The organism is Sphingobium sp. MP9-4 (assembly GCF_005281675.1).
Taxonomy (GTDB): domain Bacteria; phylum Pseudomonadota; class Alphaproteobacteria; order Sphingomonadales; family Sphingomonadaceae; genus Sphingobium; species Sphingobium yanoikuyae.
In genome coordinates, this window is the sequence record NZ_LUFI01000070.1 from 1 (window position 1) to 26,304 (window position 26,304).

General features: G+C 67.0%; 29 protein-coding genes, 1 other RNA gene and 1 riboswitch. Of the genes, 11 read left to right on the plus strand and 19 right to left on the minus strand.

The window, feature by feature from the left end; all coding sequences use genetic code 11:
* From A0U87_RS20790 to A0U87_RS20800, 3 genes are all read right to left on the minus strand, one after another.
* The coding region (locus A0U87_RS20790) for an ABC transporter ATP-binding protein (protein WP_137405968.1) at positions 1-489 on the minus strand (489 nt) is incomplete at its 3' end.
* Complete coding sequence (locus A0U87_RS20795) at positions 483-1,487, minus strand: iron ABC transporter permease (protein WP_234415648.1); 1,005 nt, start codon at positions 1,485-1,487, stop codon at positions 483-485. The genes A0U87_RS20790 and A0U87_RS20795, both read right to left, overlap by 7 nt.
* A complete protein-coding gene (locus A0U87_RS20800) occupies positions 1,474-3,318 on the minus strand; it encodes a TonB-dependent receptor (RefSeq protein WP_048938386.1) in 1,845 nt (614 codons plus the stop codon). The genes A0U87_RS20795 and A0U87_RS20800 overlap by 14 nt, the downstream gene beginning before the upstream one ends.
* 170 nt (positions 3,319-3,488) lie before the next feature.
* A riboswitch (cobalamin riboswitch) is annotated at positions 3,489-3,731 on the minus strand.
* 139 nt (positions 3,732-3,870) lie between these two features.
* On the opposite strand from A0U87_RS20800, the gene A0U87_RS20805 reads away from it, so the two are divergent.
* From A0U87_RS20805 to ispZ, 5 genes are read left to right on the plus strand one after another with little or no spacing between them, the layout of a single operon-like run.
* Positions 3,871-4,878: a threonine/serine dehydratase gene (locus A0U87_RS20805; protein ID WP_048938387.1), complete on the plus strand. Its 1,008-nt coding sequence runs from the start codon at positions 3,871-3,873 to the stop codon at positions 4,876-4,878.
* 40 nt (positions 4,879-4,918) lie between these two features.
* Positions 4,919-5,731 (plus strand): diaminopimelate epimerase, encoded by an 813-nt coding sequence (dapF, locus tag A0U87_RS20810; RefSeq protein WP_048938388.1) that lies wholly within the window; start codon positions 4,919-4,921, stop codon positions 5,729-5,731.
* Between the two features lie 2 nt (positions 5,732-5,733).
* On the plus strand, positions 5,734-6,975 hold the full coding sequence (mtaB, locus tag A0U87_RS20815) for a tRNA (N(6)-L-threonylcarbamoyladenosine(37)-C(2))-methylthiotransferase MtaB (RefSeq protein ID WP_010336713.1): 1,242 nt from the start codon (positions 5,734-5,736) through the stop codon (positions 6,973-6,975).
* Positions 6,975-7,913 (plus strand): signal recognition particle-docking protein FtsY, encoded by a 939-nt coding sequence (gene ftsY / locus A0U87_RS20820; RefSeq protein WP_017500277.1) that lies wholly within the window; start codon positions 6,975-6,977, stop codon positions 7,911-7,913. Before mtaB ends, ftsY begins: the two co-directional genes overlap by 1 nt.
* Complete coding sequence (ispZ, locus tag A0U87_RS20825) at positions 7,903-8,556, plus strand: septation protein IspZ (protein ID WP_048938389.1); 654 nt, start codon at positions 7,903-7,905, stop codon at positions 8,554-8,556. Before ftsY ends, ispZ begins: the two co-directional genes overlap by 11 nt.
* Before the next feature lie 142 nt (positions 8,557-8,698).
* On the opposite strand, the gene rnk is transcribed toward ispZ, so the two are convergent.
* Positions 8,699-9,103, minus strand: coding sequence for a nucleoside diphosphate kinase regulator (gene rnk / locus A0U87_RS20830; RefSeq protein ID WP_137405969.1), 405 nt, complete (start codon positions 9,101-9,103; stop codon positions 8,699-8,701).
* 420 nt (positions 9,104-9,523) lie between these two features.
* Here rnk and A0U87_RS20835 point away from each other — a divergent pair, with 420 nt between their 5' ends.
* Complete coding sequence (locus A0U87_RS20835; protein ID WP_004210428.1) at positions 9,524-10,138, plus strand: Fe-Mn family superoxide dismutase; 615 nt, start codon at positions 9,524-9,526, stop codon at positions 10,136-10,138.
* Between the two features lie 179 nt (positions 10,139-10,317).
* A complete protein-coding gene (locus A0U87_RS20840) occupies positions 10,318-10,755 on the plus strand; it encodes a hemerythrin domain-containing protein (RefSeq protein WP_048938391.1) in 438 nt (145 codons plus the stop codon).
* A 7-nt stretch (positions 10,756-10,762) separates the two neighbouring features.
* Here the strand turns inward: A0U87_RS20840 and A0U87_RS20845 are convergent, their stop codons facing one another.
* The 14 genes from A0U87_RS20845 to mscL form a co-directional block, all read right to left on the minus strand.
* The gene (locus A0U87_RS20845; RefSeq protein ID WP_048938392.1) at positions 10,763-12,292 is read right to left on the minus strand and encodes a methyl-accepting chemotaxis protein; all 1,530 of its coding nucleotides are present in this window, start codon (positions 12,290-12,292) and stop codon (positions 10,763-10,765) included.
* The gene (locus A0U87_RS20850; RefSeq protein WP_048938393.1) at positions 12,292-12,612 is read right to left on the minus strand and encodes a hypothetical protein; all 321 of its coding nucleotides are present in this window, start codon (positions 12,610-12,612) and stop codon (positions 12,292-12,294) included. The genes A0U87_RS20845 and A0U87_RS20850 overlap by 1 nt, the downstream gene beginning before the upstream one ends.
* Positions 12,613-12,683: 71 nt before the next feature.
* Complete coding sequence (locus A0U87_RS20855) at positions 12,684-13,034, minus strand: hypothetical protein (RefSeq protein ID WP_048938394.1); 351 nt, start codon at positions 13,032-13,034, stop codon at positions 12,684-12,686.
* A complete protein-coding gene (locus tag A0U87_RS20860) occupies positions 13,007-13,555 on the minus strand; it encodes a J domain-containing protein (protein ID WP_004210421.1) in 549 nt (182 codons plus the stop codon). The genes A0U87_RS20855 and A0U87_RS20860 overlap by 28 nt, the downstream gene beginning before the upstream one ends.
* A 49-nt stretch (positions 13,556-13,604) precedes the next feature.
* Entirely contained in the window at positions 13,605-15,599 is a 1,995-nt protein-coding gene (locus A0U87_RS20865) for a hypothetical protein (protein WP_234415649.1), read from the minus strand.
* 55 nt (positions 15,600-15,654) lie between these two features.
* An RNA gene (gene rnpB / locus A0U87_RS20870) (RNase P RNA component class A) lies at positions 15,655-16,040 on the minus strand.
* A 29-nt stretch (positions 16,041-16,069) separates the two neighbouring features.
* A complete protein-coding gene (locus A0U87_RS20875) occupies positions 16,070-16,768 on the minus strand; it encodes an N-acetylmuramoyl-L-alanine amidase (RefSeq protein ID WP_010336705.1) in 699 nt (232 codons plus the stop codon).
* A 137-nt stretch (positions 16,769-16,905) separates the two neighbouring features.
* The gene (locus tag A0U87_RS20880; protein WP_170978445.1) at positions 16,906-17,775 is read right to left on the minus strand and encodes a protein-glutamate O-methyltransferase CheR; all 870 of its coding nucleotides are present in this window, start codon (positions 17,773-17,775) and stop codon (positions 16,906-16,908) included.
* Positions 17,775-18,869 carry a chemotaxis protein CheB gene (locus A0U87_RS20885; protein WP_048938397.1) on the minus strand — a complete coding sequence of 365 codons (1,095 nt, stop codon included), beginning with the start codon at positions 18,867-18,869 and terminating at the stop codon, positions 17,775-17,777. Before A0U87_RS20885 ends, A0U87_RS20880 begins: the two co-directional genes overlap by 1 nt.
* Positions 18,870-18,933: 64 nt before the next feature.
* Entirely contained in the window at positions 18,934-19,299 is a 366-nt protein-coding gene (locus A0U87_RS20890) for a response regulator (protein ID WP_004210416.1), read from the minus strand.
* An 84-nt stretch (positions 19,300-19,383) separates the two neighbouring features.
* Complete coding sequence (locus A0U87_RS20895) at positions 19,384-19,821, minus strand: chemotaxis protein CheW (protein ID WP_017500268.1); 438 nt, start codon at positions 19,819-19,821, stop codon at positions 19,384-19,386.
* Positions 19,822-19,832: 11 nt separating this feature from the next.
* Positions 19,833-22,202 (minus strand): chemotaxis protein CheA, encoded by a 2,370-nt coding sequence (locus A0U87_RS20900; protein ID WP_137405970.1) that lies wholly within the window; start codon positions 22,200-22,202, stop codon positions 19,833-19,835.
* 136 nt (positions 22,203-22,338) lie between these two features.
* Positions 22,339-22,611 carry a hypothetical protein gene (locus A0U87_RS20905; RefSeq protein ID WP_004210413.1) on the minus strand — a complete coding sequence of 91 codons (273 nt, stop codon included), beginning with the start codon at positions 22,609-22,611 and terminating at the stop codon, positions 22,339-22,341.
* 143 nt (positions 22,612-22,754) lie between these two features.
* A complete protein-coding gene (gene mscL / locus A0U87_RS20910; RefSeq protein WP_004210412.1) occupies positions 22,755-23,189 on the minus strand; it encodes a large conductance mechanosensitive channel protein MscL in 435 nt (144 codons plus the stop codon).
* Between the two features lie 101 nt (positions 23,190-23,290).
* Here mscL and A0U87_RS20915 point away from each other — a divergent pair, with 101 nt between their 5' ends.
* From A0U87_RS20915 to A0U87_RS20930, 4 genes are read left to right on the plus strand one after another with little or no spacing between them, the layout of a single operon-like run.
* Positions 23,291-23,893 (plus strand): LemA family protein, encoded by a 603-nt coding sequence (locus A0U87_RS20915; protein WP_004210411.1) that lies wholly within the window; start codon positions 23,291-23,293, stop codon positions 23,891-23,893.
* 10 nt (positions 23,894-23,903) lie between these two features.
* Entirely contained in the window at positions 23,904-24,704 is an 801-nt protein-coding gene (locus A0U87_RS20920) for a TPM domain-containing protein (RefSeq protein ID WP_048938400.1), read from the plus strand.
* Positions 24,705-24,754: 50 nt separating this feature from the next.
* Positions 24,755-25,381 carry a membrane protein gene (locus A0U87_RS20925; protein WP_048938408.1) on the plus strand — a complete coding sequence of 209 codons (627 nt, stop codon included), beginning with the start codon at positions 24,755-24,757 and terminating at the stop codon, positions 25,379-25,381.
* Positions 25,378-25,920, plus strand: a complete 543-nt coding sequence (locus tag A0U87_RS20930; RefSeq protein WP_048938401.1) for an NUDIX hydrolase — start codon at positions 25,378-25,380, stop codon at positions 25,918-25,920. The genes A0U87_RS20925 and A0U87_RS20930 overlap by 4 nt, the downstream gene beginning before the upstream one ends.
* Positions 25,921-26,032: 112 nt before the next feature.
* On the opposite strand, the gene A0U87_RS26505 is transcribed toward A0U87_RS20930, so the two are convergent.
* A partial coding sequence (locus A0U87_RS26505) for a DUF6456 domain-containing protein (RefSeq protein ID WP_240700612.1) occupies positions 26,033-26,304 on the minus strand: 272 nt, incomplete at its 5' end.

Consider the following 26,304-nt stretch of genomic DNA (forward strand, 5'->3'; position numbering starts at 1 on the left):
GGCGATCAGCGCCGGCGCGCCCACCGCCAGCGCCCGCGCGAGCAGCACCCGCGCCCGCTCGCCGCCCGACAGCTCGGTCGCGATCCGCCCCTTGAAGCCGGCGACATCGGCGCGGACCATGGCATCCTCGATCGCCGCCTCATCGTCGGCGGTCAGGCGCGACAAAGGCCCCAGATGCGGCAATCGGCCCAGCGCCACCAGCCGCTCGACTGCCAAGGGCCAGTGCAATGTCTGGCCCTGCGGCAGATAGGCGATGGACCGCGCGACCGCCTGGCGCGACATCCGCTCGACCGGCGCCCCGTCCAGCAGCGCGCGGCCGGCGGCCGGCTTCACCAGCCCCAGCAGCGCCCGCACCAGGGTCGACTTGCCCGCGCCATTGGGGCCGATCACTCCGATCAACTGGCCCGGCGCCATGGTCAGATGGACGCCACGCACCGCCAGATGGCGACCCAGCCGGACGTCCAGTTGCTCGGTCGACAGGGTCACCATAGCCGCCGCTCCCGCATCAGGTGAATGAGGAAGACCGGCACACCAAGGATCGCGGTCAGCACGCCCAGTTTCAGCTCGCTGCTGGTCGGGATGATGCGCACGCCGATATCGGCCAGGGTCAGCAGCACCGCGCCGCCCAGCATGGACGGCAACAGCAGCGCGGAAGGCGAGCGATCGGTCAGCGGTCGCACCAGATGCGGCACGATCAGGCCGACGAAGCCGATCGATCCGGTCACCGCCACCGCGCCGCCGACACCGATTGCCACCCCCGCCATCAGCCGAAGCCGCGCCCGCGACAGGTCGACGCCCAGCGCCCGCGCGCCATCCTCGCCCAGGGTCAGCGCGTCGAGCGCGCGTCCGTCATAAAGCAGCAGCGCCGCGCCAACCGCGATGCAGGGCAGCGCCAGCAGCAGATGGTCGATGCTGCGATTTTCCAAGCTCCCCATCAGCCAGCTCATAATCTCCATCGCGGCAAAGGGATTGGGCGACAGGTTGAGCGCCAGGCTGATCCCCGCCCCCGCCAGCGTTGCGACCGCGATCCCGGCCAGGATCAGCGTCAACGGGCTTTCCGACGGCCCGGCAAGCAGGAACAGCGCGCCGATCGCCGCCAGCGCGGTGACGATCGCCAGCAGCGGCAACGCCATCGGGTGCAGTTCGGACAGGCCGAAATAAAGCGCGATCACCGCACCCAGCGCCGCCGCATTGGACACGCCCAGCACGGCGGGCTCCGCCAGAGGATTACGCAGATAACCCTGCAGGGCCGCGCCCGACAGGCCCAGCATGGCGCCGACCAGCAGGCCGATCGCCATGCGCGGCAGGCGCAGGTCGATGACGATCGCCCGCGCCACCATGTCGCCGCCGCCCGCCAGCACCGTCAGGATGCGGCCCGGCGCAATCGTCACCGATCCCAGCGCGACCGATGCGATGGCCGCGACCAGCAGCAGGGCGATCAGCCCCGGCAGCAACAGGGGATGCCGCCGCCCCTTAGAAGCGGACACGCACGCCGCCATAGGCCGACCGGCCATAGGTGCCATAGCCATAGGCCGTGGCGTAATCCGCATCGAACAGATTGTCGATCCGGCCATAGACTTCGAGATGGTCGCCCACGGGGAGGGACGCGCGCAGCCCGGCCAGCGCATAGCCGTCGAGCCGGCGCGTGTTGGCCGTGTCGTCATAGCTGTCGCCGACCATGGTCAGCGTCGCGCCGGTCGACAGGCCGAAGGACCAGAGATAGTCGGCCGACACACTGACCGCATTGGCGGCGCGGCGCGGCAGGCGATTGCCGTCGGTGCCCCCGCCCGACCGGTCGCGCGCATCGACATAGGAGTAGGAGGCCGCCACCGTCAGCGCCTCGACCGGCTTCAGCGTCAGCGTCGCTTCCACGCCCTTGGCGCGGGTCCGGTCTAGATTGCCATAGGTGTAGGTCGCATAATCATAGTTGATCTGGTTGCGAGTATCGCGCCGGAAGGCGGTCAGCGACAGCACCGCCTTGTCCCCGTCCAGGCTCTGGTCGAAGCCGATATCATAGCTTTTCGACCGCTCCGGCCGCAGCGCGCTGTTGCCGCTATAGGTGTCGTAGAGCTGATAGAGCGACGGCGCCTTGAACCCTTCGCCATAGGAGAGGCGGATATTGGTGGCGCCCGCGTTCGGCGTGTAATTGGCGTTGGCACCAAAGGTGGTCGCGCCGCCGAACTGGCTATGATCGTCATGGCGCAGCCCGCCCGTGACGGCGAGGCCGGCAAGCGGCTTCACCACCGCCAGCGCATAGACGCTGTCGATGTTCGCCTTCGCACTCGCTATGTCGCCAAAGCCGAAATACTCATAGTCCGGCCGCTCATGCTCATAGCCGAAGATCAGCTTGGCCTGATCCACCGGGGCATAGACGCCCTCATATTCGAAGCGCAGATTGGTGCCCGAATAGCCATAATCCGGGTCGGTGCCGCGCACGAAATAATAGTCGCGGTCGTTGCGCATCCAGGTAACGGCGGCGCGGTTGGTCAGCTTGCCGTCGAGCAGCGCCAGGTTGATCCCGGCATAGCCGACATATTGGTCCAGCTTGCTGACGTCGCTGCTGTCGGCCGGCGCGCCGAAGAAGCTGTCATAGTCGAGATCGGCATGGATATAATAGCCGCGCAGGTCGAGGCTGAGGCTGTCGGTGAAAGCGATCTTCAGCTTGGCGTTGGTGGCGATATTCTCATAGCCATCCTTCTCCACGCCGCCGAACGACCGGCCGACCGAGGAAATGCCGTCGGTGTTGAAATAGGCGACGCCGACGCCGCCCGACACCGCGCCATGCGTGCCCGACACATCGGCCTTGGCGTTCAGCGTATCGCTATAGCCATAATCGGCCGAGGCGTTAACCTCGAAACCCTCGCTGGGCGCGCCGGTCATCACATTGACCACGCCGCCGATCGCCTGGCTGCCATAGACCACCGAGTTGGAGCCGCGCAGCACTTCGATCCGGCGGATATTGCCGGTCAACAGATGGCCGAAATCATAGCCGTCGCCGATGCCGCTCGGGTCGTTGACCTTGACCCCGTCGATCAGCACCAGCGTCTGGGTCGTCTCCGCGCCGCGCAGCGACACGCCGGTCACGCCGCCGGTGGAACCGTTGCGGCTGAAGCGGACGCCCGGCGTGGTGGCGAGCAGGTCGACGACATCGACCGCCTGGCGCGTCCTGATCGTGTCGGCATCGATCACCGTGATCGCCTGGCCGACCTCGTCGCGCGGCTGTGCGATGCCCGAAGCGGTGACGACGATATCGTCATCCTGGGCCAGTGCCGGCGTAGCGGCCAGCAGCGCGATGAGCGAAATCCCCAACATCTTCATTTTATCGTCCCCCGGCGTCCGTCGATTTGGAACCGGGGCGTCCGCACATGCGGTCGCTGCGTGAGGATCGGGAAGACGCCAGCGCCCCGCCCCACGCACCGATGCGGCCCCGGCCGCCATGGGCGTCGCTCGACGGAAACACCGCGCCATGGCCATCCCCTGGGCCAGGGCAAGAGCGACCAGACGCCGGCAGGTCTCCTGGCTCGCGGGTCAGGGCAGCGATGCGCCAGCCTTCCCGGACCTATCGGTCCAGTGGCCGGTTCCGGCCCTCCCCTTTTGAAGAGCCTGGGAACCCTGCGCATCGCGCTCACCGCTTACAGTTGCAGGGACAGCCGCGGATTTGGAAGGGCTGCGCCCCCCGCACCGCATTCCCGTTTTCAGCCCTTGCGGGCACCGGCGCGATCATGCGCGTCCGGGGCTTTTGACCGCCCCGGCGCGCGGCCCCCATAAGCCAAAGCACAAGCCCTGCCAAGCGGGCCAGGATCGCCCCGGCGGATCGTTGCGCGGTGCTGGTGGCCGGCTATGCAGGGGCCTCTGACCCAAGGAGCCGACATGTCCGATTCGCCAGATCTATCCTTGATGGCCATCACTGCCGCCGACGTCGCCGATGCCGCGCGGCTGATCGCGCCGGCGGCGGTCCGTACCCCGCTGATCGAGAATGCCGCGCTCAACGATTTGTGCGGCCGGCGCGTGCTGGTGAAGTTCGAGGGCGCCCAGCATAGCGGATCGTTCAAGTTCCGCGGCGCCTATAACCGCCTCGCCCGGCTGAACGATGCGGAACGGGCGGCGGGCGTCGTCGCCTGGTCCTCGGGCAATCATGCCCAGGGCGTCGCCTTTGCCGCGCGCCTGCTCGGCATTCCCGCCACGATCGTGATGCCGGCCGATGCCCCGGCGATCAAGACCGCCAACACCCGTGCGCTCGGCGCCGAGGTCGTCCCCTATGACCGCTTCACCCAGAGCCGTGAGGCAATCGCCACCGCCCTGGCCACCGAACGCGGCGCAACGCTGGTCCCCTCGTTCGACGATCCCTTCATCATCGCCGGCCAGGGCACGATCGGCCTCGAAATACTCGACCAGGCCCAGGCCGCCAGCGCCGACCTCGCACAGATACTCGTCTGCTGCGGTGGCGGCGGGCTGGTCGCGGGCACGGCCACGGCGGTCAAGGCCGCCCGCCCCGACATCAGCGTCTATGCCGTCGAACCCGCCGGCTTCGACGACACGGCTCGCTCGCTCGCCAGCGGCGTGCGGGAAAGCGTCTCGCCCGACGCACGCAGCATCTGCGACGCCCTGCTGGCGCCCAGCCCCGGCGCGCTGACCTTCCCGATCAACCATGCCCTGCTGGCCGGCGGCCTGGTCGTCAGCGACGATCAGGTGCGCGACGCGATGCGCTTCGCCTTCACCACGCTCAAGCTCGTGGTGGAGCCGGGCGGTGCAGTGGCGCTCGCCGCCATGCTCGCCGGCCTCGCCCCGCCCACCGACGGCGCCACCGCCCTCGTCATCTCCGGCGCCAATGTCGATCCGGCCACCTATGCCGCGATCATCGGCGGCCCGAACGCCTGACCGCTGGTCTTTTGCCCCGTCCCGCACTAAATGCGGCGCCATGATGAGCCGCTTTTCCAAGATGCATGGTCTGGGCAATGATTTCGTCGTGATCGACGCGCGCCAAGCGCCGGTCGCGATGACGGAGGCGCGCGCCCGCGCCATTGCCGATCGCCATGCCGGCATCGGCTGTGACCAGTTGATCGTCATCGGCGATGCCGAGACCGGCGACCAGGCCGACGTGTCGATGCTGATCTTCAATTCCGACGGTTCGGAAGTGGAAGCCTGCGGCAACGCCACCCGCTGCGTACCGCTGTTCGTCGGCAAGGACGTGCTGATCCGCACCAGGGCCGGGCTGCTCGACGCCAAGGGCGTGGACGGCGGCGCCAGCGTCGACATGGGCGCGCCCCGCTTCGACTGGGACGCGATCCCGCTTGGCTATCCGATGGACACGCTGACGATGTCGGCCAGTTGGGAAGATTTGCCCGCGCCGGCCGCCGTCAATGTCGGCAACCCGCATGTGATCTTCTTCGTCGAGGATCTGGACGCGGTCGATTTCGAACGGCTCGGCCCGCTGATCGAGCATGACCCGCTTTTCCCCGCTCGCGTGAACGTCAATTTCGCGCAGGTCGTCGGCCCGCAGCATCTGCGCCTGATCGTCTGGGAACGCGGCGCCGGCCTGACCCGCGCCTGCGGCACCGGCGCCTGCGCCACCGCCGTCGCGGCGATCCGGCGCAAGCTGATGGCCGGCCCGGTGACGGTCAGCCTGCCGGGCGGCGACCTGGAGATCGACTGGGCACCGGGCGGCACGATCCGCATGACCGGCCCCGCCACCCATGTGTTCGACGGCGAGGCGGACTGGGACCGCTTCTGACCGTGGCTGGTCCCGACATCATCACCCTGGGCTGCCGGCTCAACATCGCGGAGAGCGAGGCTATTCGCGAAATGGCCGGCGCACAGGACGACCTGATCGTCGTCAACAGCTGCGCCGTGACGGCCGAGGCCGTGCGCCAGACCCGGCAGGCGATCCGCCGCGCCAGGCGAGACCGCCCCGACGCCCGCATCCTGGTCACCGGCTGCGCCGCCCAAACCGAACCCCAGACCTTCGCCGCCATGGCGGAAGTGGACGGCGTGATCGGCAACCGGGAGAAGCTGGAGGCAGCCGCCTTCGCCCCGGTGGCGGATAAGGTCAACGTCTCCGACATCATGGCCGTGCGCGACACCGCGCCGCACATGGCCAGCGCCTTTGCCGAACATGCCCGCGCCTTTCTGGAGGTGCAGAATGGCTGCGACCATCGCTGCACCTTCTGCATCATCCCCTATGGCCGGGGGAACAGCCGCTCCGTGCCCGCCGGCGCGGTGATCGACAAGGCGAAGCAACTGGTCGACGCGGGCTATGGCGAGATCGTGCTGACCGGCGTTGATGTCACCAGCTATGGCCCGGACCTGCCAGGTAGCCCTTCGCTCGGCCAACTCGTTGAACGGCTCCTCAAGCATGTCCCGGACCTGCCCCGGCTGCGCCTCTCCTCGATCGACAGTGTCGAGATTGACGAGCGGCTGTTCGACCTCATCGCCCATGAGCCGCGCATGATGCCGCATCTGCATCTCTCGCTGCAGGCCGGCGACGACATGATCTTGAAGCGCATGAAGCGCCGCCATGCCCGCGCCGACGCCGTGCGCATCGTCGAGCGGGTGAAGGCCGCCCGCCCGGACATCAGCATCGGCGCCGACATCATCGCCGGCTTCCCGACCGAGGATGACGCCATGTTCGCCAACAGCCTGGCGCTGGTCGCCGATTGCGACATCGTCCATGGCCATATCTTCCCCTATTCACCGCGCACCGGCACGCCGGCCGCGCGCATGCCCCAGCTGGATCGCGCCACCATCAAGGCCCGCGCCGCCCTGCTGCGCGACGCCTGCACGGCCCAGCGCGATGCCTGGCTCGCCCGCCTGGTGGGCACTCGCCAGTCGGTGCTGGTCGAACGCAATGGCCTGTCGGGCCATGCGGAAAATTTCGCGCCGGTGCGCTTCACCACGCCCCAGCCCCCCTCCACGATCGTCGCGGCCCGCATCAGCGGCCTTGAGAATGGCGCGCTGATCGCGCAAGAGGCGCAATAATGACTGACACCGGCACCAGCTGGCGCGACCGCCTCTTCGGCGGCCTCAAGCGCACATCCGACAAGCTCGGCGAGAATCTGACCGGCCTTTTCACCAAGGCCGCGCTCGACGACCAGACCCTCGACGAGATCGAGGAAGCCCTGATCATGTCCGATCTCGGCCCGGCCATGGCCGGCCGGGTTCGTGATCGCCTGGCCGAGGGGCGCTACAACAAGGAACTGACCGAGGAATATCTGCGCGAGATCATCGCGGAGGAGATCGAGAAGGTGCTGGCCCCGGTCGCCCGCCCGCTGGAGATCGAAGCCTTTCCGCGGCCCCAGGTGATCCTGGTCATCGGTGTCAACGGATCGGGCAAGACCACCACCATCGCCAAGCTCGCCAATAATTTCCTGGAACAGGATTATGGCGTGATGCTGGCGGCGGGCGACACGTTCCGCGCAGCCGCGATCGGCCAATTGAAGGTCTGGGCCGACCGGCTGGGCGTGCCCATCGTCGCCGGCAAGGAAGGCGGCGACGCGGCGGGCATCGTGTTCGACGCGGTCAAGCAGGCGACGGCCACCGGCATCGACGTGCTGATCGTCGACACCGCCGGCCGCCTGCAGAACAAGACCGAACTGATGGACGAACTGGCCAAGGTGCGCCGCGTGCTCGGCCGATTGAACCCGGCCGCCCCGCACGACGTTGTCCTGGTCCTCGATGCCACCACGGGACAGAATGCGTTGAACCAGATCGAAGTCTTCAAGGAAACCGCGCAGGTCACGGGCCTGGTCATGACCAAGCTCGACGGCACGGCGCGCGGCGGCGTGCTGGTCGCGGCGGCGGAGAAATATCGCCTGCCGATCCACGCCATCGGCGTGGGCGAAAAGATCGAGGACCTGCGCCCGTTCGATGCCGGCGACATGGCACGCGCGATCGCGGGGACGGCCTATGCCCGCTGACGCCAAGAAGCCCGCCCATGGCGGCAGCCTTAGCCTCGCGCTCGATTTCGGGCCGCTGCTGGTCTTTTTCCTGAGCTACAAGGGCGCGGGCTGGTTCTGGGGTGCGGGCAACCCGATCACCGCCATGAGCTTTGGCACCGCCGCCTTCATGGCCGCGATCGTCATCGCCGTGATCATCTCCAAGGTGAAGCTCGGCCGGGTCTCGCCGATGCTCTGGCTCTCGGCGCTGCTGATCCTCTTCTTCGGCGGCCTCACCATCTATTTCCACGACCAGCGCTTCATCCAGCTGAAGCCGACCATCATCTACGCCTTCTTCGCGCTGATGCTGTTAGCCGGGCTACTGCGCGGCAAGCCGCTGCTCAAATATCTGCTCCAGGCGGCCTATGACGGGCTGAGCGAGGAAGGCTGGCGCAAGCTGTCACGCAACTGGGCGCTGTTCTTCGTCGCCATGGCGGTCGCCAACGAACTCATGCGCCGGTCGATGAGCTTCGACACCTGGCTCGCGGTCAAGGTCTGGGGCGTGACCATCGTCTCGGTCGTCTTCGCCGGCGCCAACATCCCGATGCTGCTGCGCCACGGCCTGACCCTGGACGACGGCCTCGATAGCGACGAGGTGGGCGAAACCACCCCGCCGCAGGGCTGACCCCAAAAAACTGCGTCATCCCGGACTTGATCCGGGATCCATTCTGCGCTCGCTCTCGGGCTTAGTGCAGAATGAATCCTGATCCTTCGACAAGCTCAGGAGTGCCTTCCGTCAGGATGACGGATGTGGGGCAAGACTGGCCCTAGGCCTGCACCACCTCGTCCACCAGAATGTCGCGCAGATGGCCGTCGCGGTCCGGCCACAATATGGCATTACCCGCCCGCATCCCGATCAGCGCGGCGCCGACCGGCGTCAGGATCGATATCCGGCCCAGCGCCACATCGGCATGGCTGGGATAGACCAGTTCCACCCGGCGCGGCGCCCCGCGCTCACCATCGCGATAGAGGATGGTCGATCCCATCGCCGCGACATCGGCCGGCAGTTCCGCCCGGCTGCACAATTGCGCCCGGCCGACCTCCTCCAGCAACAACTGGCTGACGTCGGGGAAGCGGTCGCGCGCCGCCCAGGCCAGATCGGAAATCATGTCGGCTTCGGATTCGACAATATGGATCGGCGGCACGGCCGCCCACTTCTGTTGCAGGGTCATGGGAAAACTTCCTGATAGGGGGGTGCGCCCGGTGCTCGGGCGCAAGGCGTCAAGAAGGGTGCCCCGGACCTGCCGGCAGCGCGCCTGTCAGGTCCGGGGCGGATGGCCCGCGAGAAGCTGTCCCCCATGATGGCGGAAGCGTGCAAAGATGACCTTGAACGGCATGGTTGCGATCATGTTCGGCACGGCCCCGCCTGTCAAGAAACACCGCCCGCTGCCATACTGCCCCATCCCGTCCAAAGGCCCACCAACCGCCCGTTTCTGCGATCGTTTCGCAATAGGCACATATTGGTTTTCTTGGGCGTTGGGTGCGCATATGGGAAGCGACGGAGGCGTCCACGCCCCGCATGGACCATATGATAAACCGGCATCGCAAGCATCACTGCGAGCCGCCCCATAACGAACCCGAGGAGTTCCGCCATGGCCTTTGTTCTGCCCGACCTTCCCTATGCCAAGGACGCCTTTGGCGACATCCTGTCGGTCGAAACCTTCGACTTCCACCACGGCAAGCATCACAATGCCTATGTCGTGAAGGCCAATGAACTGGTCGCCGCCGACGAGAGCCTGCAGGGCAAGTCGCTGGTCGAACTGATCAAGTCGTCCAAGGGCGGCCTGTTCAACCAGGTCGGCCAGATCTGGAACCACACCTTCTACTGGAACTCGCTGTCGCCGGTGAAGACCGCCCCGACCGGCGAACTGCTCGCCAAGATCGAGGAAGCCTTCGGTTCGGTCGACGCGCTGATCGAGAAGCTCAAGGCAGAGGCCGTCGGCCACTTCGCCAGCGGCTGGGCCGCGCTGATCCTGAAGGACGGCAAGCTGGAAGTGACCAGCTATCATGACGCCGACACCCCGGTCGCCCATGAAGGCCACGCCCCGCTGCTGATCCTCGATGTGTGGGAACATGCCTATTATATCGACTATCGCAACCTGCGCCCGGCCTATGCCGAAAAGCTGCTGAAGGAAGCGATCAACTGGGACTTCGCTGCCCTCAATCTTGACGGCCAGGGCGCCAGCCGCGCCGACCAGCCGGCCTGATCGCGGCAGGCTCCAATCGGGGCCTGCTCCACAGGATCGATGACAGAAAGACCGTCCGGTGCGCAGGCGCCGGGCGGTCTTCTTTTTTACAGGCTTTATGCGCTTTGCCTGTCCCGGCTCCCAATGCCCCCTTAACGGCGGGCGGTGCATGATCGAACCTGGCCAGCAGGGGGATCGCGATGAACATGGACGAATTGGGCACGCAGCATGAGGAGATCGCCCTGATCGCCGCGCAACTGCGCCAGGCGATCGCTGATCCCGACCAGCCTCGGGCGGTGAGCGCATTGCGCTGGCAACTGGCGCGCAAGCTGATGGCCCATCTCGCGCTGGAAGACCGCATTCTCTACCCCATGCTCCAGCGCCAGGGCGACGATCGCGTCCGCACCACGGCCGCCCGCATCCAGGCCGAGATCGGCGCGCTGGCCGAGAGCTTCGCTCGCTACATGGCCGGCTGGACCGATGAGCGGATCACCCGCGACTGGCGCGGCTTCTGCGCCGACAGCGGCCGGATATTGGATGCCCTCAGCCGGCGGATCGATCGCGAGGAGCGCATCCTATATCCGCTGGCCCGTTCTGCTGATGGAACTGCGAAAACGTGGACAGCCCGCGCCGGCTGACCGGCGATCAGGCCGCTTCCAGCTGCGCCACGAACAGGTCGGTCGCGCGCTGCAACTCCTGCGCGGTGCGCGACAGGCCGGCCGCCGCGCTCGACACGCGATCTGACAGATTTTCGGTATTGCGCGCGACATCGGCCACGGTGGCCATGCGCTGCGCCATATGATCGGCGTCGCGGGCGGTATCGCGCGCCGACTGGCCGATCGCCGCCGTCGCATCGCGCTGGTCGGCCACCGCACGCTGGATCGCCTGCGCCGCCTGCGCCAGTTCCTCGACGCTCCCGGCGACCTCGGACAGGGCTTCCTGCGCCACCCCGGCGCCCTGCCGCGCCGACGAGGCCAGCGACTGGATTTCGCCGGTCGCACTCGCCGTCTGGTTGGCCAGCTGCTTCACCTCGCCGGCCACCACCGCAAAGCCGCGCCCGACCTCGCCGGCCCGTGCCGCCTCGATCGTGGCATTGAGCGCCAGCAAATTGGTGCGGGCGGCAATCTCGGTGATCGAATCGGCGAAGCTGGTGATCGACGCCGTGCGCCCTTCCATCGCCTGCATCGCTTCATGCCCCGCCACCGACACGCGCTGTGCCTCGCCGCCCAGGCTCGCCTGCTGGCTGGCCGCCGCCGCGATTGCGCTGATCGATTCGGACAATTGCTCGATCCGCCGCGCCAGCACCGCCGCGCTGGCCGATGATTGCCCCGCCGCTGCCATCGTCTCGTCCGTGCCCACGCTCGCCCGGCGCGCCAGATCATGCAGCAGCCCGGCCGATTCCTTGAGTTCGCCCGTCGCCGCACTGACCGCGCTCACCACGCCCGCCACCGACTTGCGGAAGGCGCCGACCAGCGCCAGCGTCTCGCTGCGCCGGTCCTGCGCCATCCGTGTCTTTTCGGCGTCCCGCTCGATCCGCAGATGCGCCTCGCGCGCGTCGGACTGGCGCTGGGCATCCATCGCCGATTCCGCCGCATTGCGCCCCGCCTGCGCTTCCCGCGCCAGCCGGGCGGTGTCCGCCACATGCGCATCCTGCGCCAGCAGCAGCCCATGCAATTTGATGCTGAGATAGCCCAGGATCGTGCCCTGCAGCACCACCGCAAAGCCATGGACGATGACCCGGCCAAGCTCCGCCTGCCCCGAAAACACCCAATTGGGCGCGACATAGGTCAGCACCAGATGATGCAGCGCGATCAGCACCGACGCCAGCAGGATCGGCCGCCAGTCGTAGAGCACCGCCAGCGAGGCGAGCGCCACGAAGAAATACATGTGTGCGTCCATCTGCCAGACATGGCCGCTCAGCAGGAACAGGGTGATCGCCGGCTGCACCGCCGCCAGCGTCCCCATCACCAGCCGCACCTCCAGGTCGTTGCGACGCCGCATCACCATCCAGGTCGGCAGGATGTTGGCCAGCGCCGACAGCAGCATGGCGGGCGCCGCCCGCTCATTGCCGATCATCATGCCGCCAATGCCGATCAGCACGGTCCAGATCAGGCTGCACAGCAACAGGATACGCAGCCCGTGCAGGCGCAGACTTTCGAGACTGTTGAATGCCATCAGGCCAATCCTCCCACCGGTTCGCCACAGGCCGCGACAAAGGCGCGCAGCGGCAATATGCCGCCCCGCAACAAGGGCAGCAGCGCGTCGCGCTGCCCCTCCACCACCATCGATCCGGGCAGGCGTCCGCTTGCCACCAGCCGGGCGCCATGCGCCACCGCATCGGGCACCAGATGCGCGCGCGCACCGGCCGTCATCGGGATCAGCAGGATGCGCCCCTGCGCCGGCGGATTGCCGTAGAGCAGGGCGAGACCCAGGAGGATGATCGCGAGCTGGGCCAGCAGCACCGCACCGCGCGAGGAAGGAAGCCATATCCGCATGGCATCCCCCTAGGAAATGTTGGTAAGGATAGGCTTAACAGGCCCGTCCGGATTTACGCATTTTGCGTAAGTCAGCCCGGTTTCTGCGATTCCGCCTGCGCAGGCAGGTCCAGCGCCGTCGCCAGTGCGTCCAGATCCGCCCCCGGCCGCACCAGCAGCCAGTCGCGGCTCGCCGCGCCGTTGACCACGGTGATCGCGCCCCTGGGACAGACGCCCAGACAATTCACCTCGATGATGCCGGCCGCCGCCTTGCGCCCCTTCTTCAGCGACAGATGCCGCCGCAGCGCCTTGGCCAGCCGCTCCTCGCCATCCTTGCCGAAGCCGCCGTCCAGCTTCTTCGAGCATTTGCGGCAGACCAGCACGGCATTTTGCCAGTTGGACCGGACATGATCCTTCAATCGCTGGCGCCCCGCGGCTTCCAGGTGCGCCGCTCCTCGGCCGCACGCAGCACCTCATAGGCGGCCTGGATTGTCTGGAACTGCACCGCCGCCTCGGCATCGCCCGGCTTCACGTCGGGATGATATTCCTTGGCCAGGCTGCGCCAGCTCTTGCGCACCGCCTCGAAATCGGCGTCATCCTCCAGCCCCAGCGCCTGCAGCGCGTGCATCTCGTCGCGCGACCGGCTGCCGTCGCCGGGACCGCCCCAGCCATGATGGGCGCTCGACTGATAGCCGCCGGCATCGCGCCGTTCGGTGCGCTCGCGCTCGGCCCGTTCTTCCTCGTCCAGCCCCTGAAAATAGTCCCAGTTGCGGTTATATTCGGCCGCATGCTCGCTGCAGAAATACCAGCGGTCCGGGCTGTTGGGCGATTTGGGCGCGGGGCAGTTACCCGGCTGATCACAGCCGAAACGGTCGCAGATGCGCACGCGCTGCGCTTCCCGCGTCGCGCCATAGGCACGCCAGCGGGGAAAACCCCAGTCATTGGATCGGCTCTGTCTTGCCATCGGACCAAATTAGGGAAGCCGCGCCCGGAAAGCCAGCCCTGCACCGGGATTAACGGCGGAAAGTCACACCCTGCATGTTGCCGCCGCAGCCAAGGCCACCATCGGGGCGATAGCTTTGCTCATATTTGGCCCGCGTCACGATCTTCGTGCCGTTGGTGCCAAAGATCATCGGCGGATAGGTGATGACGGCCCGCTGGTTGCGGGTCGTGCCGTCCGCCGCGATGTCGAACTGGACCCGCGTCCATCCCTCGACACCCACGGACACCATGTCCGTGGGATAATCGGCGGAGGATACTGGCGCGCTGCGCAGGCTGGGCTTGGCATCGACGATCGAACATTGCTGCGCCGACAATCCGGTCGCGGCATAATCGGCCCGTGCCGCTTCCAGATTGCCGCCGGTCGCCTGCAGGCTCGCCCGTCGCACCAGCGCTGCCACGCGCAGCGGATCATTGGCCGGCAAGGCGCCATCGTCGATCACCGCGTTCAACAGCGCCTGCGACCCGGCCTTTTCCCTGGGCGTCAGATCATCATAGGCCAGGATCGCGAAGGTCGCCCGTGCATCGGCATCGGCCTGATAATCGGCGGCGCGCAACGCATAGGGGGAATCGGCCCGGATACGAATATCCACATGCTCGGCGGCATCATGGACCAGGCGGTCGACCAGCAATTGCGCCAGCGGCGGGGCATCCGCCGTCCGCACCACCCGGCGCAGCAGCGGGCCATAGGTCTCGACATCCTCGCGCGCGGCCATCGATCCGGCGAGCAGCGGGATCAGCACCGGCACCAGTTCCACCGTCGTATCGCCCTTCTGGCTGCGGATCAGCTGCGCCTGCTGCAACAGCAGCGCGCGCTGCCGGGTCATCGGCACATTGTCCAGCACCGGGCCGGGAACGCGCCTGGCCTCCAGCCAGTCGCCCAAAGCCTTGGTCGGCCCCGCCAGCATCGACGGACCGCCTTCCGCGGTCGAACAACGCAGTTCCAGCCGCGTGACGAACCGGAACAGCGCCGGGATATTCTTCACGTCATCGGGCCGCCACGACCAGTCCCGCACCGCCCGCGCAAACGCCAGCGCCGACGGGCCGGGGCGCGATCCATAGACCGGCCGGGCATAGGAAACAGCGCCACTGTCGCTGATGCCGAATTCCACCACGGCATAATCCTCGGGCTGGACGCCATCCTCGCCACAGCGCGGCAGCGCCATGTCCGCGCCCTGGGTGAAGTCCTGCTGCGGCATGCGCCCGGCACCGGTATAGACCAGATAATTGCGCGCCGTGTCGCGATGGCCGGCCAGCATGGCGGCGATCGACGCATCCGACCGGGTCACGAGATCATCGAAATCGACCCTGGTGGTCAGCCCGCCCTGCTGCTTCACCGCCCGTGCGAACAGTTTTTCCGCAGGATCGAACTGGCCCAGATTGAGCAGCGCCCGCCCCCGGATCAGGTCGATATGCGCCAGCGACGCCTTGTCGAACATCTTGGGGTCCGCCACCGCAATGGCATTGGCCGCTTCGGCGGCCTTCACCGCTTCGGCCGGATCGACGAACGTACCGGCCTGCGCCTGCCCCAGCAGCGCCTGGATGCGCGCCGCCGGCCCCTCCGCTTCGGCCAGCGCCGCGCTGAAATGGGCCAGCGCGCCGACATAGTCGAGGTCGCCCATCGACACGCGCCCCAGCGTGTAGGCGGCACGATAGCGGTCGGTCGACAGGCTGGTATCATCCCTGGGCAGGGCCGGCGCCGCCTGGTTCAGCAGGTCGCGCGCCTCGGCCCAGCGCGACAGTTCCGCCAGTACCATCGCCTTGCGCACCCGCACGATCGCCAGGCTGCGCGGATTGCGCACCACCCGACCTTCGAGCGCGGTGAGGATTTCAAGCGCGCGGGGATAATCCGCCGCCTCGGTGGCTTGCGTCGATTGCTCGAACAATTGCTGGATCGTGCCAGTTGCGGGCGCGGGGGCAGGCGCTGCCGGCGCCGCATCCTGCATCGCATGGCCGATAGCGGGCATGGCGGCCATCGCCATCAGCAAGGCCAAATATCTGTTACGCAAACCGAATCCCCCCAAGACCGCGGACCGGTTATTGCGATAACCTCGCAACAGGGGAAATGCCAGAGGGCCTGTAAGCCGGGTTCTGTCCACCCCCAAAGGGGGATAGGCGACCATTCCTCTAGGGGACGGATTGCTCCGTCCCTCAAGCAACCAACCCGAGCGGTCTCAGTCGAAACAGACCTAGCAGTCAAGCTGCGCGCCGCCCCTATTCGGTCTTGCTCCCGGTGGGGTTTACCGTGCCGTCTTGCGTTGCCGCAGACGCGGTGCGCTCTTACCGCACCCTTTCAATTTCACTGGGCCGAAGCCTTAGTGACCTGCTTTCTGTTGCACTGTCCCTTGGATCACTCCAGCCGGCCGTTAGCCGGCACCGTCATTTCGTGGAGCCCGGACTTTCCTCGCCGTGGAAGTTACCCGCCACGCCGCGGCCGCCCGGCCCTCTGGCACAGGCGCCTATAGGCGCAAAAATCGGGTCAGTCATCCCCTGTCGGCTTGGGTAGCAGCAGGGCGAGCAAAATCGCCCGGCATTCGCCATCGATGATGCCGTCGATCAGTTCGGGGCGAAAGCGCCGCTGGAAGGCGACGACCGCCGGCTCAGGCTCGGCAATGTCATAGCCGAAACGTTCGAGCGCCAGCATGAAGCCGCTGTCGGTCCAGTGCGGGTCCATCAGATTCTTGGTCGGTCGCGGCAGCGCCAGCCGCAACCGCGCCAGTTGCCCCCAGGGGAAAAGCTCGCCGGGATCCTGCTTGCGCGCGGGCGCGATGTCGCTGTGCCCGACGATATTGCCGCGCGTGATCCGGTGGCGCTGGACGATGTCATGCACCAGCGGGATCAGCGATCCCATCTGCGCCTCGGGGAAAGGCCGATAGCCCCATTCATGCCCCGGATTGACGATCTCGATGCCGATGCTGGCGCTGTTCACATCGTCGATGCCGCGCCAGTGCGACCGGCCGGCATGCCAGGCGCGCTTGTCCTCGGCCACCATGCGGATGATCTGGCCATCCTCGGTCACGACATAATGGGCCGACACCTTGGATTCGGCATTGGCCAGCCAGTTGATGGCGCTCGCCGCGTCCGGCATGCCGGTATAATGGAGCACCAGCATGGTGATCGGCAGGCTGCGCTCGTCATAATTGGGCGACGGCGTTTCGATCATGGGGATGTCGGTCATCGCAAAGGGCCCGTCACCACGAAAAGTCCAGTCTCACGCCCTGTTCCGCCCTGCGTCGCGCCGCGTCATGCAGCCACAGGCGGAATCATGGCCGAGACCGGCGCGGCAATCAAGCGTGGTAAATGGTCTCCGGGCGATTAGCTCGCGCGCCGCGCCGAATTGCCGGCATCGGCCGATGCCCCCCGCCGCGCATAGCTGCCGCGAAATTCGGGATGCGGCACAAATTCCTCGCTCTGGCCGATCACCGTCTCGCCCGCGCCCAGCAGCAGCACCGACCGGTCATGGCTGTGCCGGGCCAGCAGGTCGAACACGCTCTGGCGCCGTTCGGGCGAGAAATAGAGCAGCACATTGCGGCAGAGCAGCAGGTCATAGGCACCGCTCGGCACCCGCGCGGCGAACAGATTATCCTGACGGAAATCGATCATCCGCCGCAGTTCCGGGTTCGCCCGCCAGTCATCGCCCGCCGGCTCGAACCATTTGATCAGATCGCCGATCGGCAGGCCGCGCTGTACGTCCATCTGCGAAAAAATGCCGCTGCGCGCCTGGTCGATCGCCGCGCTCGAAATATCGGTCGCCAATATCTCGATCCGCCAGCCCGCCCAGCGCGCCGCCTCGTTGCAGAAGCGGATCGCCAGCGAATAGGCTTCCTGCCCGGTCGAACAGCCCGCGCTCCAGATCCGCAGCACCCGGTCGCCCCGCGCCTCCTGGATACGCGGCAATATCTGCCGGTGAATGAGGTCGAAAATCTGCAGATCGCGGAAGAAGCTGCTTTCGTTGTTCAGCAGTGCGTTCACCACATCCTCGTCCAGCCGCGGATTGCGGCTGCGCAGCAGCTTGCCGGCCAGTTCGTCGATATCCTGCAGACCATGGTCGCGCAGCACAGGCTTCAGCGCCGTCTCCATGCGCCAGGCCCGCCCCTCGGACAGAACCTGGCCGGTCCGCGCTTCCAGCAGACCTGTCAAAATCCGGGCAGCGCCCGATCCCATCCTGGAAGGGGGCAAGGCCATCAGTCGTTCATCTTTCCGCGTCGTGCGACAAAATCCATGATCGCATGGGGTTCCATCAGGGCGCAGGTCAGCCCTGCCCCCGCGACCGATCCCGGCATCCCCCATACCACGCTACTCGTTTCATCCTGGGCGACGATCCAGCCGCCCGCTGCCACGATATCCCGCGCCCCGGCCGTGCCGTCGCGGCCCATGCCGGTCAGCACGATCCCCGCCGCGCCCGCGCCATAGACATCGGCCATGGCGGTGAACATCGGGTCGACACCCGGCAGATTGCCCGACGGCGTCCGTTCCGGGTCCAGCACCACGCTCACTCGGCCATGCAGCCCGCGCCGCAGCAGCAGGTTGGCGTCGCCCGGCGCGACATAGACGGTGTCGGGCGCCAGCAGGTCGCCGGCCTCCGCCACCTTGACCCGCAGGCTGGTCATGCGCGCCAGTTGCTGCGCAAAATAGACGGTGAAGCTGACCGGCAGATGCTGGGTCAGCAGGATCGGCACGCCCAGCGGCGCGGTCAGGCCGCCGAACAACTGGCTGAGCGCATGGATGCCCCCGGTCGACGCCCCGATGCCCAGGCAGGCCAGGGGTTCGACCGCTGCGCTGGTCGCATGGGCGGACGGAACCAAGGTCGACCGCTGCGCCGGTGCCGTCGGCGCTTCGCCGCCGAACAGCCGGCCGAGCCGATCGATCAATGCCTGGGGAAATTGCTCGCCAAAGCTGCCACTGCCCGGCTTGGACAGGATATCGCTCGCGCCCAGCGCCAGTGCCTCGACCGCCGCCGCACTGCCCTCCTCGCAGCGGCCCGAGAGGATCGCCACCTTGCCCTGCGGGTTCGATCGCAGGATCGCGGGCAGCGCCGCCAGGCCGCTCTGCCCCGGCAGTTCGATGTCGAGCAGCACCAGGTCGACGCTATGTTCGGCCAGATAGCGCAGCGCATTTTCCGCGCTGTTGGTCTTGTGGACGACGGTAAAGCCGGGATCGGCGTTCAGGATGCGCTCGATCACCGTGCGCACCACCACCGAATCGTCAACCACCAGCGTGCGCACCGCGGGAGCGGTGTGGCTGTCGAGGCTGACCATGGTCGGCACGAAGACGGTCATTGACGGGCTTTCAGAACGAAGAGGCTGGGAAAGACGGCGATATCCTCGAAGGGAGGGACCGGGCCTAGATGACCCCGACGATCGCCAGCTTGCTCTCCAGCGTCTCGCGGTCGAACGGCTTCATCACATATTCGTCGGCACCGGCCTCGACCGCCGCCTTGATATGGCTGATGCCGTTTTCGGTGGTGCAGAAGATGATCTTGGGCCGGGCCTCCATCTTGGTGGCCGACAGCGCCTGCAGAAATTCCATCCCGCTCATCACCGGCATGTTCCAGTCGAGCAGCACCACGTCGGGCAGGCTGGCCTCGCACTGGGTCAGGGCATCCTGCCCGTCCACCGCTTCGGTCACGGTCAGGTCCAGCGATTCCAATATGTGGCGTGCCACTTTGCGGATGACCTTGGAATCATCGACGACCAGGCAGTTCTTCATGAAGCGTCCCTTTGATTTTTACGTGCCGGGAGGAGAGGCGTAAACGCGAAAGGCGAGGAAATGGTAAACGACGCGGCCAAGCGATCAGGCCGCCTGTGCCTGGGCACCGGCCTCGATGAAGCCGGCCAGCGACACCAGCAGATGGGGCACGCCCTCATGCTCCACCACGCCGCGCGCAAAGGGCATCCAGGCCGGGTCGAGCTGTCCGCGCAACGGCAATTCGCCCTCGGGCACGCGGCAGATATCCGACACGCCATCGACCATCAGGCCATAGCTATGGCCGCTGATATTGGCGATGATCGCCAGGTCGCGCTGGTCGGCCGGGGTCGCGCGCCCATGGATCAGCGCGGCGACATCGATGATCGTCAGCACCCGGCTGCGCAGCGCGGAAAGACCCGCGACATGCACGCCCATGCCGGGCACGGGCGATATCTCGGTCAGCTTGACCACCGCCTCGACCTCGCTGGCATCGACCGCGATGCGGGCACCGGCCAGCGTCGCCAACAGATAGAGTTGCTCCATCGCTCTTCCCCTTACCCGCGTGCGCCGGACAGCGCCGCCATCAGCGCGTCCTGGTCATAGCGGTAGATGCTGGCATCCATTGGCCCGGTGGCCCGTGGCGTGGCGCGCAGATGCACCACCCGGCATCCCATGATTTCGGCCACCTGGCCGACATCGCCGGCCGAATAGAGCACGATATCCTGCGCATCGACGGCGTCGCCCGGCAGCCCCAGCACCACCTCATGCCCGGCCTGGCGCAGCAGCGGCGCCAATATCTCGCGGGTCCAGCCATCCTCCGCATCGGCCAGCAGGCAACGGCCCCGGCTGTGCGGCGCAATCGGTTCCTGCGGCAGCGCGGCGAACAGGGCGAAGGGGTTGATGACCTCCAGATGCTCGCCATCGACCACCGCGACACCGCTCAGCATGCCGTGCATCGCCACCATGTCCGGCACCAGCGGCATCTGGACGATGTCCAGCACCGCCGCGACCGGGTAACAGGCTTCCAGGCTGCCATCGCGCAGGCGCAGCGCGCAGACCTTGTCCTCGGCAAAGGCATGGCGGCCGTTCACCACCGGCACCAGCCGCTCGTCCAGCCGGACGAAGGCCTGGCCGCCGGACCGGCCGAACAGGCTGGCGTCGATATCCTCGACCCGCTCGATCAGCGACAGGCGCAGCAGGCGCCGTTCGCCCGACAATTCCTCGAAGCGCAGCGCCGCCACCATTTCGACGCCGGCCTCCTGCGCGGCGGCATCCGCCACTGCGCCATGGGCGCGATCGTCGATCAGGTTCGGCAGGCGCGCCGCATTGGCCAAGCCCGCCGCATCCAGCAGCAGCATCGGCTTGCCATTGTCGGGCAAGGTCATGCCGGCATAGACGCCGCTCGCCATCACCAGCGGCGATGCGGGACGGATCACCAGTTCCTCATGATTCTCGACTGCGGACACGCCCATGGCAAAGGGCACGCCGGTCGCCGATCGCACCACCAGCACGGCGCGCGGTCCGATCTGCTGTGGCTTGTCCATGCCCAGCACATCTTCCAGGTCGATCATCGAATGGCGGATCGACCGGATCGTCGCGATCTTGGCACCGCCGACATCGGCAATCTGCATCATCTCGTTATTGTCGTGCAGTATCTCGACCACCGCCGCGCGCGGGATCGCGAAATGCAGGCCGCCGGCGCGCACGATCAGGCCCGGAATGATGGTCAGCGTCAGCGGCACGCGCAGCGTGATGCGCAGCCCCTGCCCCGGATGATTGTCCAGCGCGATGACGCCGCCGATCCGTTCAATATTGGCGCGCACCACGTCCATGCCGACACCGCGCCCCGACACCGCCGTCACCTTGGCGGCCGTCGTCAGCCCCGGCTGGAAGATCAGGTCCAGCTTGTCCTGCTCGGTCATCCGCGCTGCCGCATCGGGCGTCAGCCGCCCGGCGGCGATCGCCTTTTCCACCAGCCGCGCGGTGTTGATGCCGGCGCCGTCATCGCTGATCTCGATCACGATCTGGTTGCCCGACTGGCGCGCCTCCAGCCGCAACCGGCCGGCCTCCGGCTTGCCCGCCGCACGCCGCCGCTCGGGCGTCTCGATGCCATGGTCGATGCTGTTGCGCACGATATGGGTGAGCGGGTCGACGACCATCTCCACCATCTCGCGGTCCATCTCGACGTCGCCGCCTTCCAGGCTCAGCTCGATCCGCTTGTCGAGATCGCGGCTCAGGTCGCGCACCATGCGCGGCATCGCCGCGAACAGGCGCTCGACCCGCTGCATGCGGGTCTTGGAAATCACGTCGCGCATGTCCGCGACACAGGTGGACAGCCGCTCGAACGCGCTGTCCAGTTCAGGATCGGCCGACCGGTCGCGCAGCTTGCGCGACAATTCATTGCGCGCCAGCACCATGTCCGACACGCCGTTCATCAACTGGTCGATCAGCGACAGCGGCAGGCGAATGGTGCGCAGCGCCTGGCCCTGGCGCACCGCCGCGACCGGGGCCGCCGGCTCTTCGGGTTCCGCTTCCTCGGCGGGCGCGGCCGGCGCCTCCACCTGCGTCAGCGCGCCGATCAGATATTCGTCATTCTCGTTGGGCAATGCCGCGCCGCGCGCCACCGCCTCGGCCAGTTCGCCGATCCGGTCCATGATCGCCAGCACCGCGCTGACGGTCGCGGGATCGGGCTTGCGGTTGCCGGCGCGAATCTCCGACAACACGTCCTCGGCCGCATGGCTCAATTTCTCGAAACGCGGCAGATTGAGGAAGCCGCAGCTGCCCTTCACCGTATGGAAGAAGCGGAAAATGGCGTCCAGCCGCTGGCTATCGCCCGGATTGGCCTCCCAGGCGACGACTTCGCCCGCCAGAGCCTCCAGCGTTTCCTGCGTTTCGGATATGAATTCCTGAAGTAACTCGTCCATTCCCACGACCTTTGGATGCGCGCGAGGGCACCATGGCCGGCCGTGGTTAAGGGGCCGTTAAAGGCGAGAGCCGGCAAAGAAAAAGGGCGCCGCAAGCGCGACGCCCCTTTGGCCCGATGCTCGGTGCCGCAGCAGATCAGTGCTGCTTCTTCTCCACCGCGTCGGCGGCAGCCTCGCCCGCCTCGCGGGTGGCGTCGGCCTTGTTCTCCAGCGCGTCGGCCGCATTTTCGGCTGCATTTTCGGCGTTGCCCGACAGGTTGTCGGCCATCGCTTCCATGTTCGCGGCCTGGTTGTCGAGAGCGTCCGCCTGATTCTCGTAGGCATTCTCGACCTTGTTTTCCTGCTTGGAATCGCACGCGGCGAGCGAGACCATGCTGGCAAGGCCAAGGATTGCGACGAAGCTTTTCACAGCGTTTTCTCCTGTTGCGCCCCCTCAGGGCTGACATGTTCGACACGAGGTTCGGGACGGTCCTTGCCATCCCGAACCCTGACGCCGATCAACCGGCCGCGTCCCCAATGGTTCCCATCAGGGCCTCGGTTCGTCGCAATCGCTTATTTTTTCAGCGAGTCGCGAATCTCGCGCAGCAGCACGATATCCTCCGGCGTGACGGCCGGTGCCGGCGCTTCCTCCGGCTTGGCCAGAACCTTGTTCACCAGCTTCACCAGCAGGAAGATGATGAAGGCCAGGATGATGAAATTGACCAGCACGGTCAGGAACTGGCCCCAGCCGAACATGGCGACACCGGCCGCCTTCAGGTCGGCATAGCTGTTGGGGTTGCCCTTGAACCCCTCGGGCAGGTCGCCCAGGCGCAGGAAGTAGCCCGAAAAGTCAGCGCCACCGAAAAGATAGCCGACCACCGGCATGATCAGGTCATCGGTCAGCGACTTGGTGATGGTGGCGAACGCGCCACCGATGATGACACCAACCGCCAGGTCCATGACATTGCCGCGATTGATGAACGTCTTGAATTCCGAAATCAGCCCCATGATGAACCTCTTGTCTCGCCTTCGATAAACTCTGCATGGCCCGTTGCACGCCATCCGACAACGCCCTATTTCCGTCAGCGAAACAGAGCCGAGGATGTTCCATGCTTTTCCCGCGTCGCCTCTCCCGCCTTTTGCTGCCGGTCATGGGCGCGCTTGCGCTGTCCGCCTGCGGCATCAACAGCGTCCCCACTGCCGAGGAAAATGCCAAGGCCAAATGGGCTGACGTCCAGGCGCAATATCAGCGCCGCGCCAACCTGACCGGCAACCTCGTCGCCACGGTCAAGGCGGCGGGCAAGCAGGAACAGGCGACGCTGACCGCCGTGACCGAGGCCCGCGCCAAGGCGACGTCGATCCAGATCAACGCCGCCGACCTGTCCGATCCGGCCAAGGTCGCGCAATATCAGGCCGCCCAGGCACAGCTGAGCCAGGGCCTTGGCCGCCTGCTCGCCTCGGTCGAGGCCTATCCCGACCTCAAGACCAACGAGAATTTCCTGCAGCTCCAGTCGCAGCTGGAGGGCACGGAAAACCGCATCGCCGTCTCGATCCGCGATTATAATGAAGCGGTCCAGGCCTATAATACCCGCATCCGCACCTTCCCCGACGCGATCGGCGCCAAGCTGATCCATGGCGCAAAGCCCATGGCCCCGTTCCAGGCGGTCACGCCCGGCGCGGAAGAAGCGCCCAAGGTCGACTTCGGCAACTGAGCCGATAACGATGATGCGGCGCCTGCTACTGGTCCTTGCGCTGCTGGTCTTCATACCGGCGGCGCAGGCACAGACATTCCCCAAGCTGACCGGCCAGGTGGTCGATGCCGCCAACCTGCTCTCGCCGCAGCAGGAGCAGGCGCTGACCGCCAAGCTGGCCGCGCTCGACAAGCAGAGTGGGCGACAGGTGGTGGTCGCCACCGTCCCCGACCTCCAGGGCTACGAGATTGGCGACTATGCCTATCAGCTCGGCCGCAGCTGGGGTATCGGCAGCAAGGAAAAGGACGACGGCACGATCCTGCTGGTCGCCCCGAACGAGCGCAAAGTGTGGATCGCCACCGGCTATGGTGTCGAGGGTATCGTCACCGACGCGCTCGCCTCGCGCATCTATCGCACCGCCATCATCCCGCGCTTCAAGGCGGGCGACTTTCCCGGCGGCATCGACGCTGGCGTCAACGAACTCGCCACCCTGCTGACCCTGCCGCCCGAGGAGGCAAAGGCGCGCGCCGCCGCAGCCGAGGCGGAAGAGCGCAAGGGCGACAATGGCGGCGGCGCCGTGATGCTGGTCTTCTGGGTCATCGTGATCGTCATCGTCGGCATATCGATGTTCGCCAGCCGCGGCGGTCGCGGTCGCCGCTATCGCGGCGGTGCCGGCCCGGTCATCATCTGGGGCCCGTCCGACAGCGGCTGGGGCAGCGGCGGTGGTTCGGGCTGGGGCAGTGGCGGCGGTGGCTGGGGCGGCGGCGATGGCGGCGGCTTTTCCGGCGGTGGCGGCAGCTTCGGCGGCGGCGGTGCGGGAGGCAGCTGGTGAAGCCGGTACAGTTCAGCGAACGCGATCATGACCTTGTCTCGGCCGCCGTGATGGAGGCCGAAAAGCAGACATCGGGCGAGATCGTGCCGATCGTCGCGCGCCGGTCCGACGCCTATCATGATGTCGGCCTGCACTGGGCGATCGGCACCGTGTTCGTCGCCCTCGCCTTTTTCGCCTTCTTCCCGGACTATCTGCGCGACCTGGCCGGCCGGCTGCTGGGCGATTGGGACCATCAGGTCGCCGACTGGAAGATGTTGACCATCCTGCTGGGCGACCTGATCCTCGACTTCCTGGTGGTGCGCTACCTCCTCGCGATCATGCCACTGCGCATGGCGCTCACCCCGCGCGCGACCAAGGCCCGCCGGGTGCGCCGCCGCGCCATATTGCTGTTCCGCGCCGCTGCCGAGGCCCGCACCGCCGGCCGCACCGGCGTGCTCATCTATCTCTCGCTCGACGAGCATCGCGCCGAAATCGTCGCCGACAAGGCGATCAACGATCGCGTCACGCCGGAAGCCTGGGGCGAGGCGATGGCGCTGCTGATCGACGCGGTGCGCGACGACCGGCCGGGCGAAGGCCTTGCCCTCGCCATCGGCCGGGTCGGCGCGATTCTGGCGCCGCACTTCCCCCGCGCCGCCGACGACATCAACGAACTGCCGGACAGACTGATCGAATTATGAGCGATAATGACTGGAATGCGCCCGAGGAAACCATGTGGACCGGGCGCTTCATCACCGCCAAGAAGCGCGGCAAATGGGAATATGTCGGCCGCGCCCGCGGCATCCGCGCCGCCGTCATCCTGGCGATCGACGAGGACGCCGACGGCCGCCATGTCCTGCTGGTCGACCAGTATCGCGTGCCGCTTGGCAAGCGCTGCATCGAACTGCCCGCCGGCCTCGTCGGCGATCATGACGCCGGCGAGGACGCCAGCCTCGCCGCCAGCCGCGAACTGGAGGAAGAGACCGGCTATCTCCCCGGTCGCCTCGAATCGCTCGGCGAATTTTTCAGCTCCCCCGGCATGGTCTCGGAAAGCTTCACCCTGTTCCGCGCCCATGATCTGGTGAAGACCGGCGAGGGCGGCGGCGTCGACAGCGAGGATATCCGCGTCCACCGCGTCCCCCTCGCCACCCTGCCGGACCAGATCGCCGCCTGGCGCGACCAGGGCTTCGCCATGGACGTGAAGCTGCTCCTGCTCCTCGGCGCAGGATTCATGGTCTGAATATCAATATATCTCGCCCCTCCCTTCCAGGGAGGGGTTGGGGTGGGTAGCGAGCGCAGCGAGCTTCTGCCCCATCGACGTAGACCGCCGCTTGCGCGGCACACCCAACCCCTCACCCCACCCGATACCAGTCCGCCACCCGGTCGAGCGCCAGTCCCAGCACCAGCTTGCCCGCGCGACTGGGCCAGCCCAGCGCCCGTTCCGCCGGCCCCAGCCCCTCGCCCGCGCACACCACCCGCCACAATATGTCGGCCAGCCCCGGCCCCGCCGCCCGCACCGCACCATCGAACCGCTCGCGCGCCGAGAATTGCGCGGCGCTCGGATCGGGCATCGCCGCTGCGCCGCCCCGTCGCCGCTCCGCCGGCGCCCCGTCCCAGCGCATCG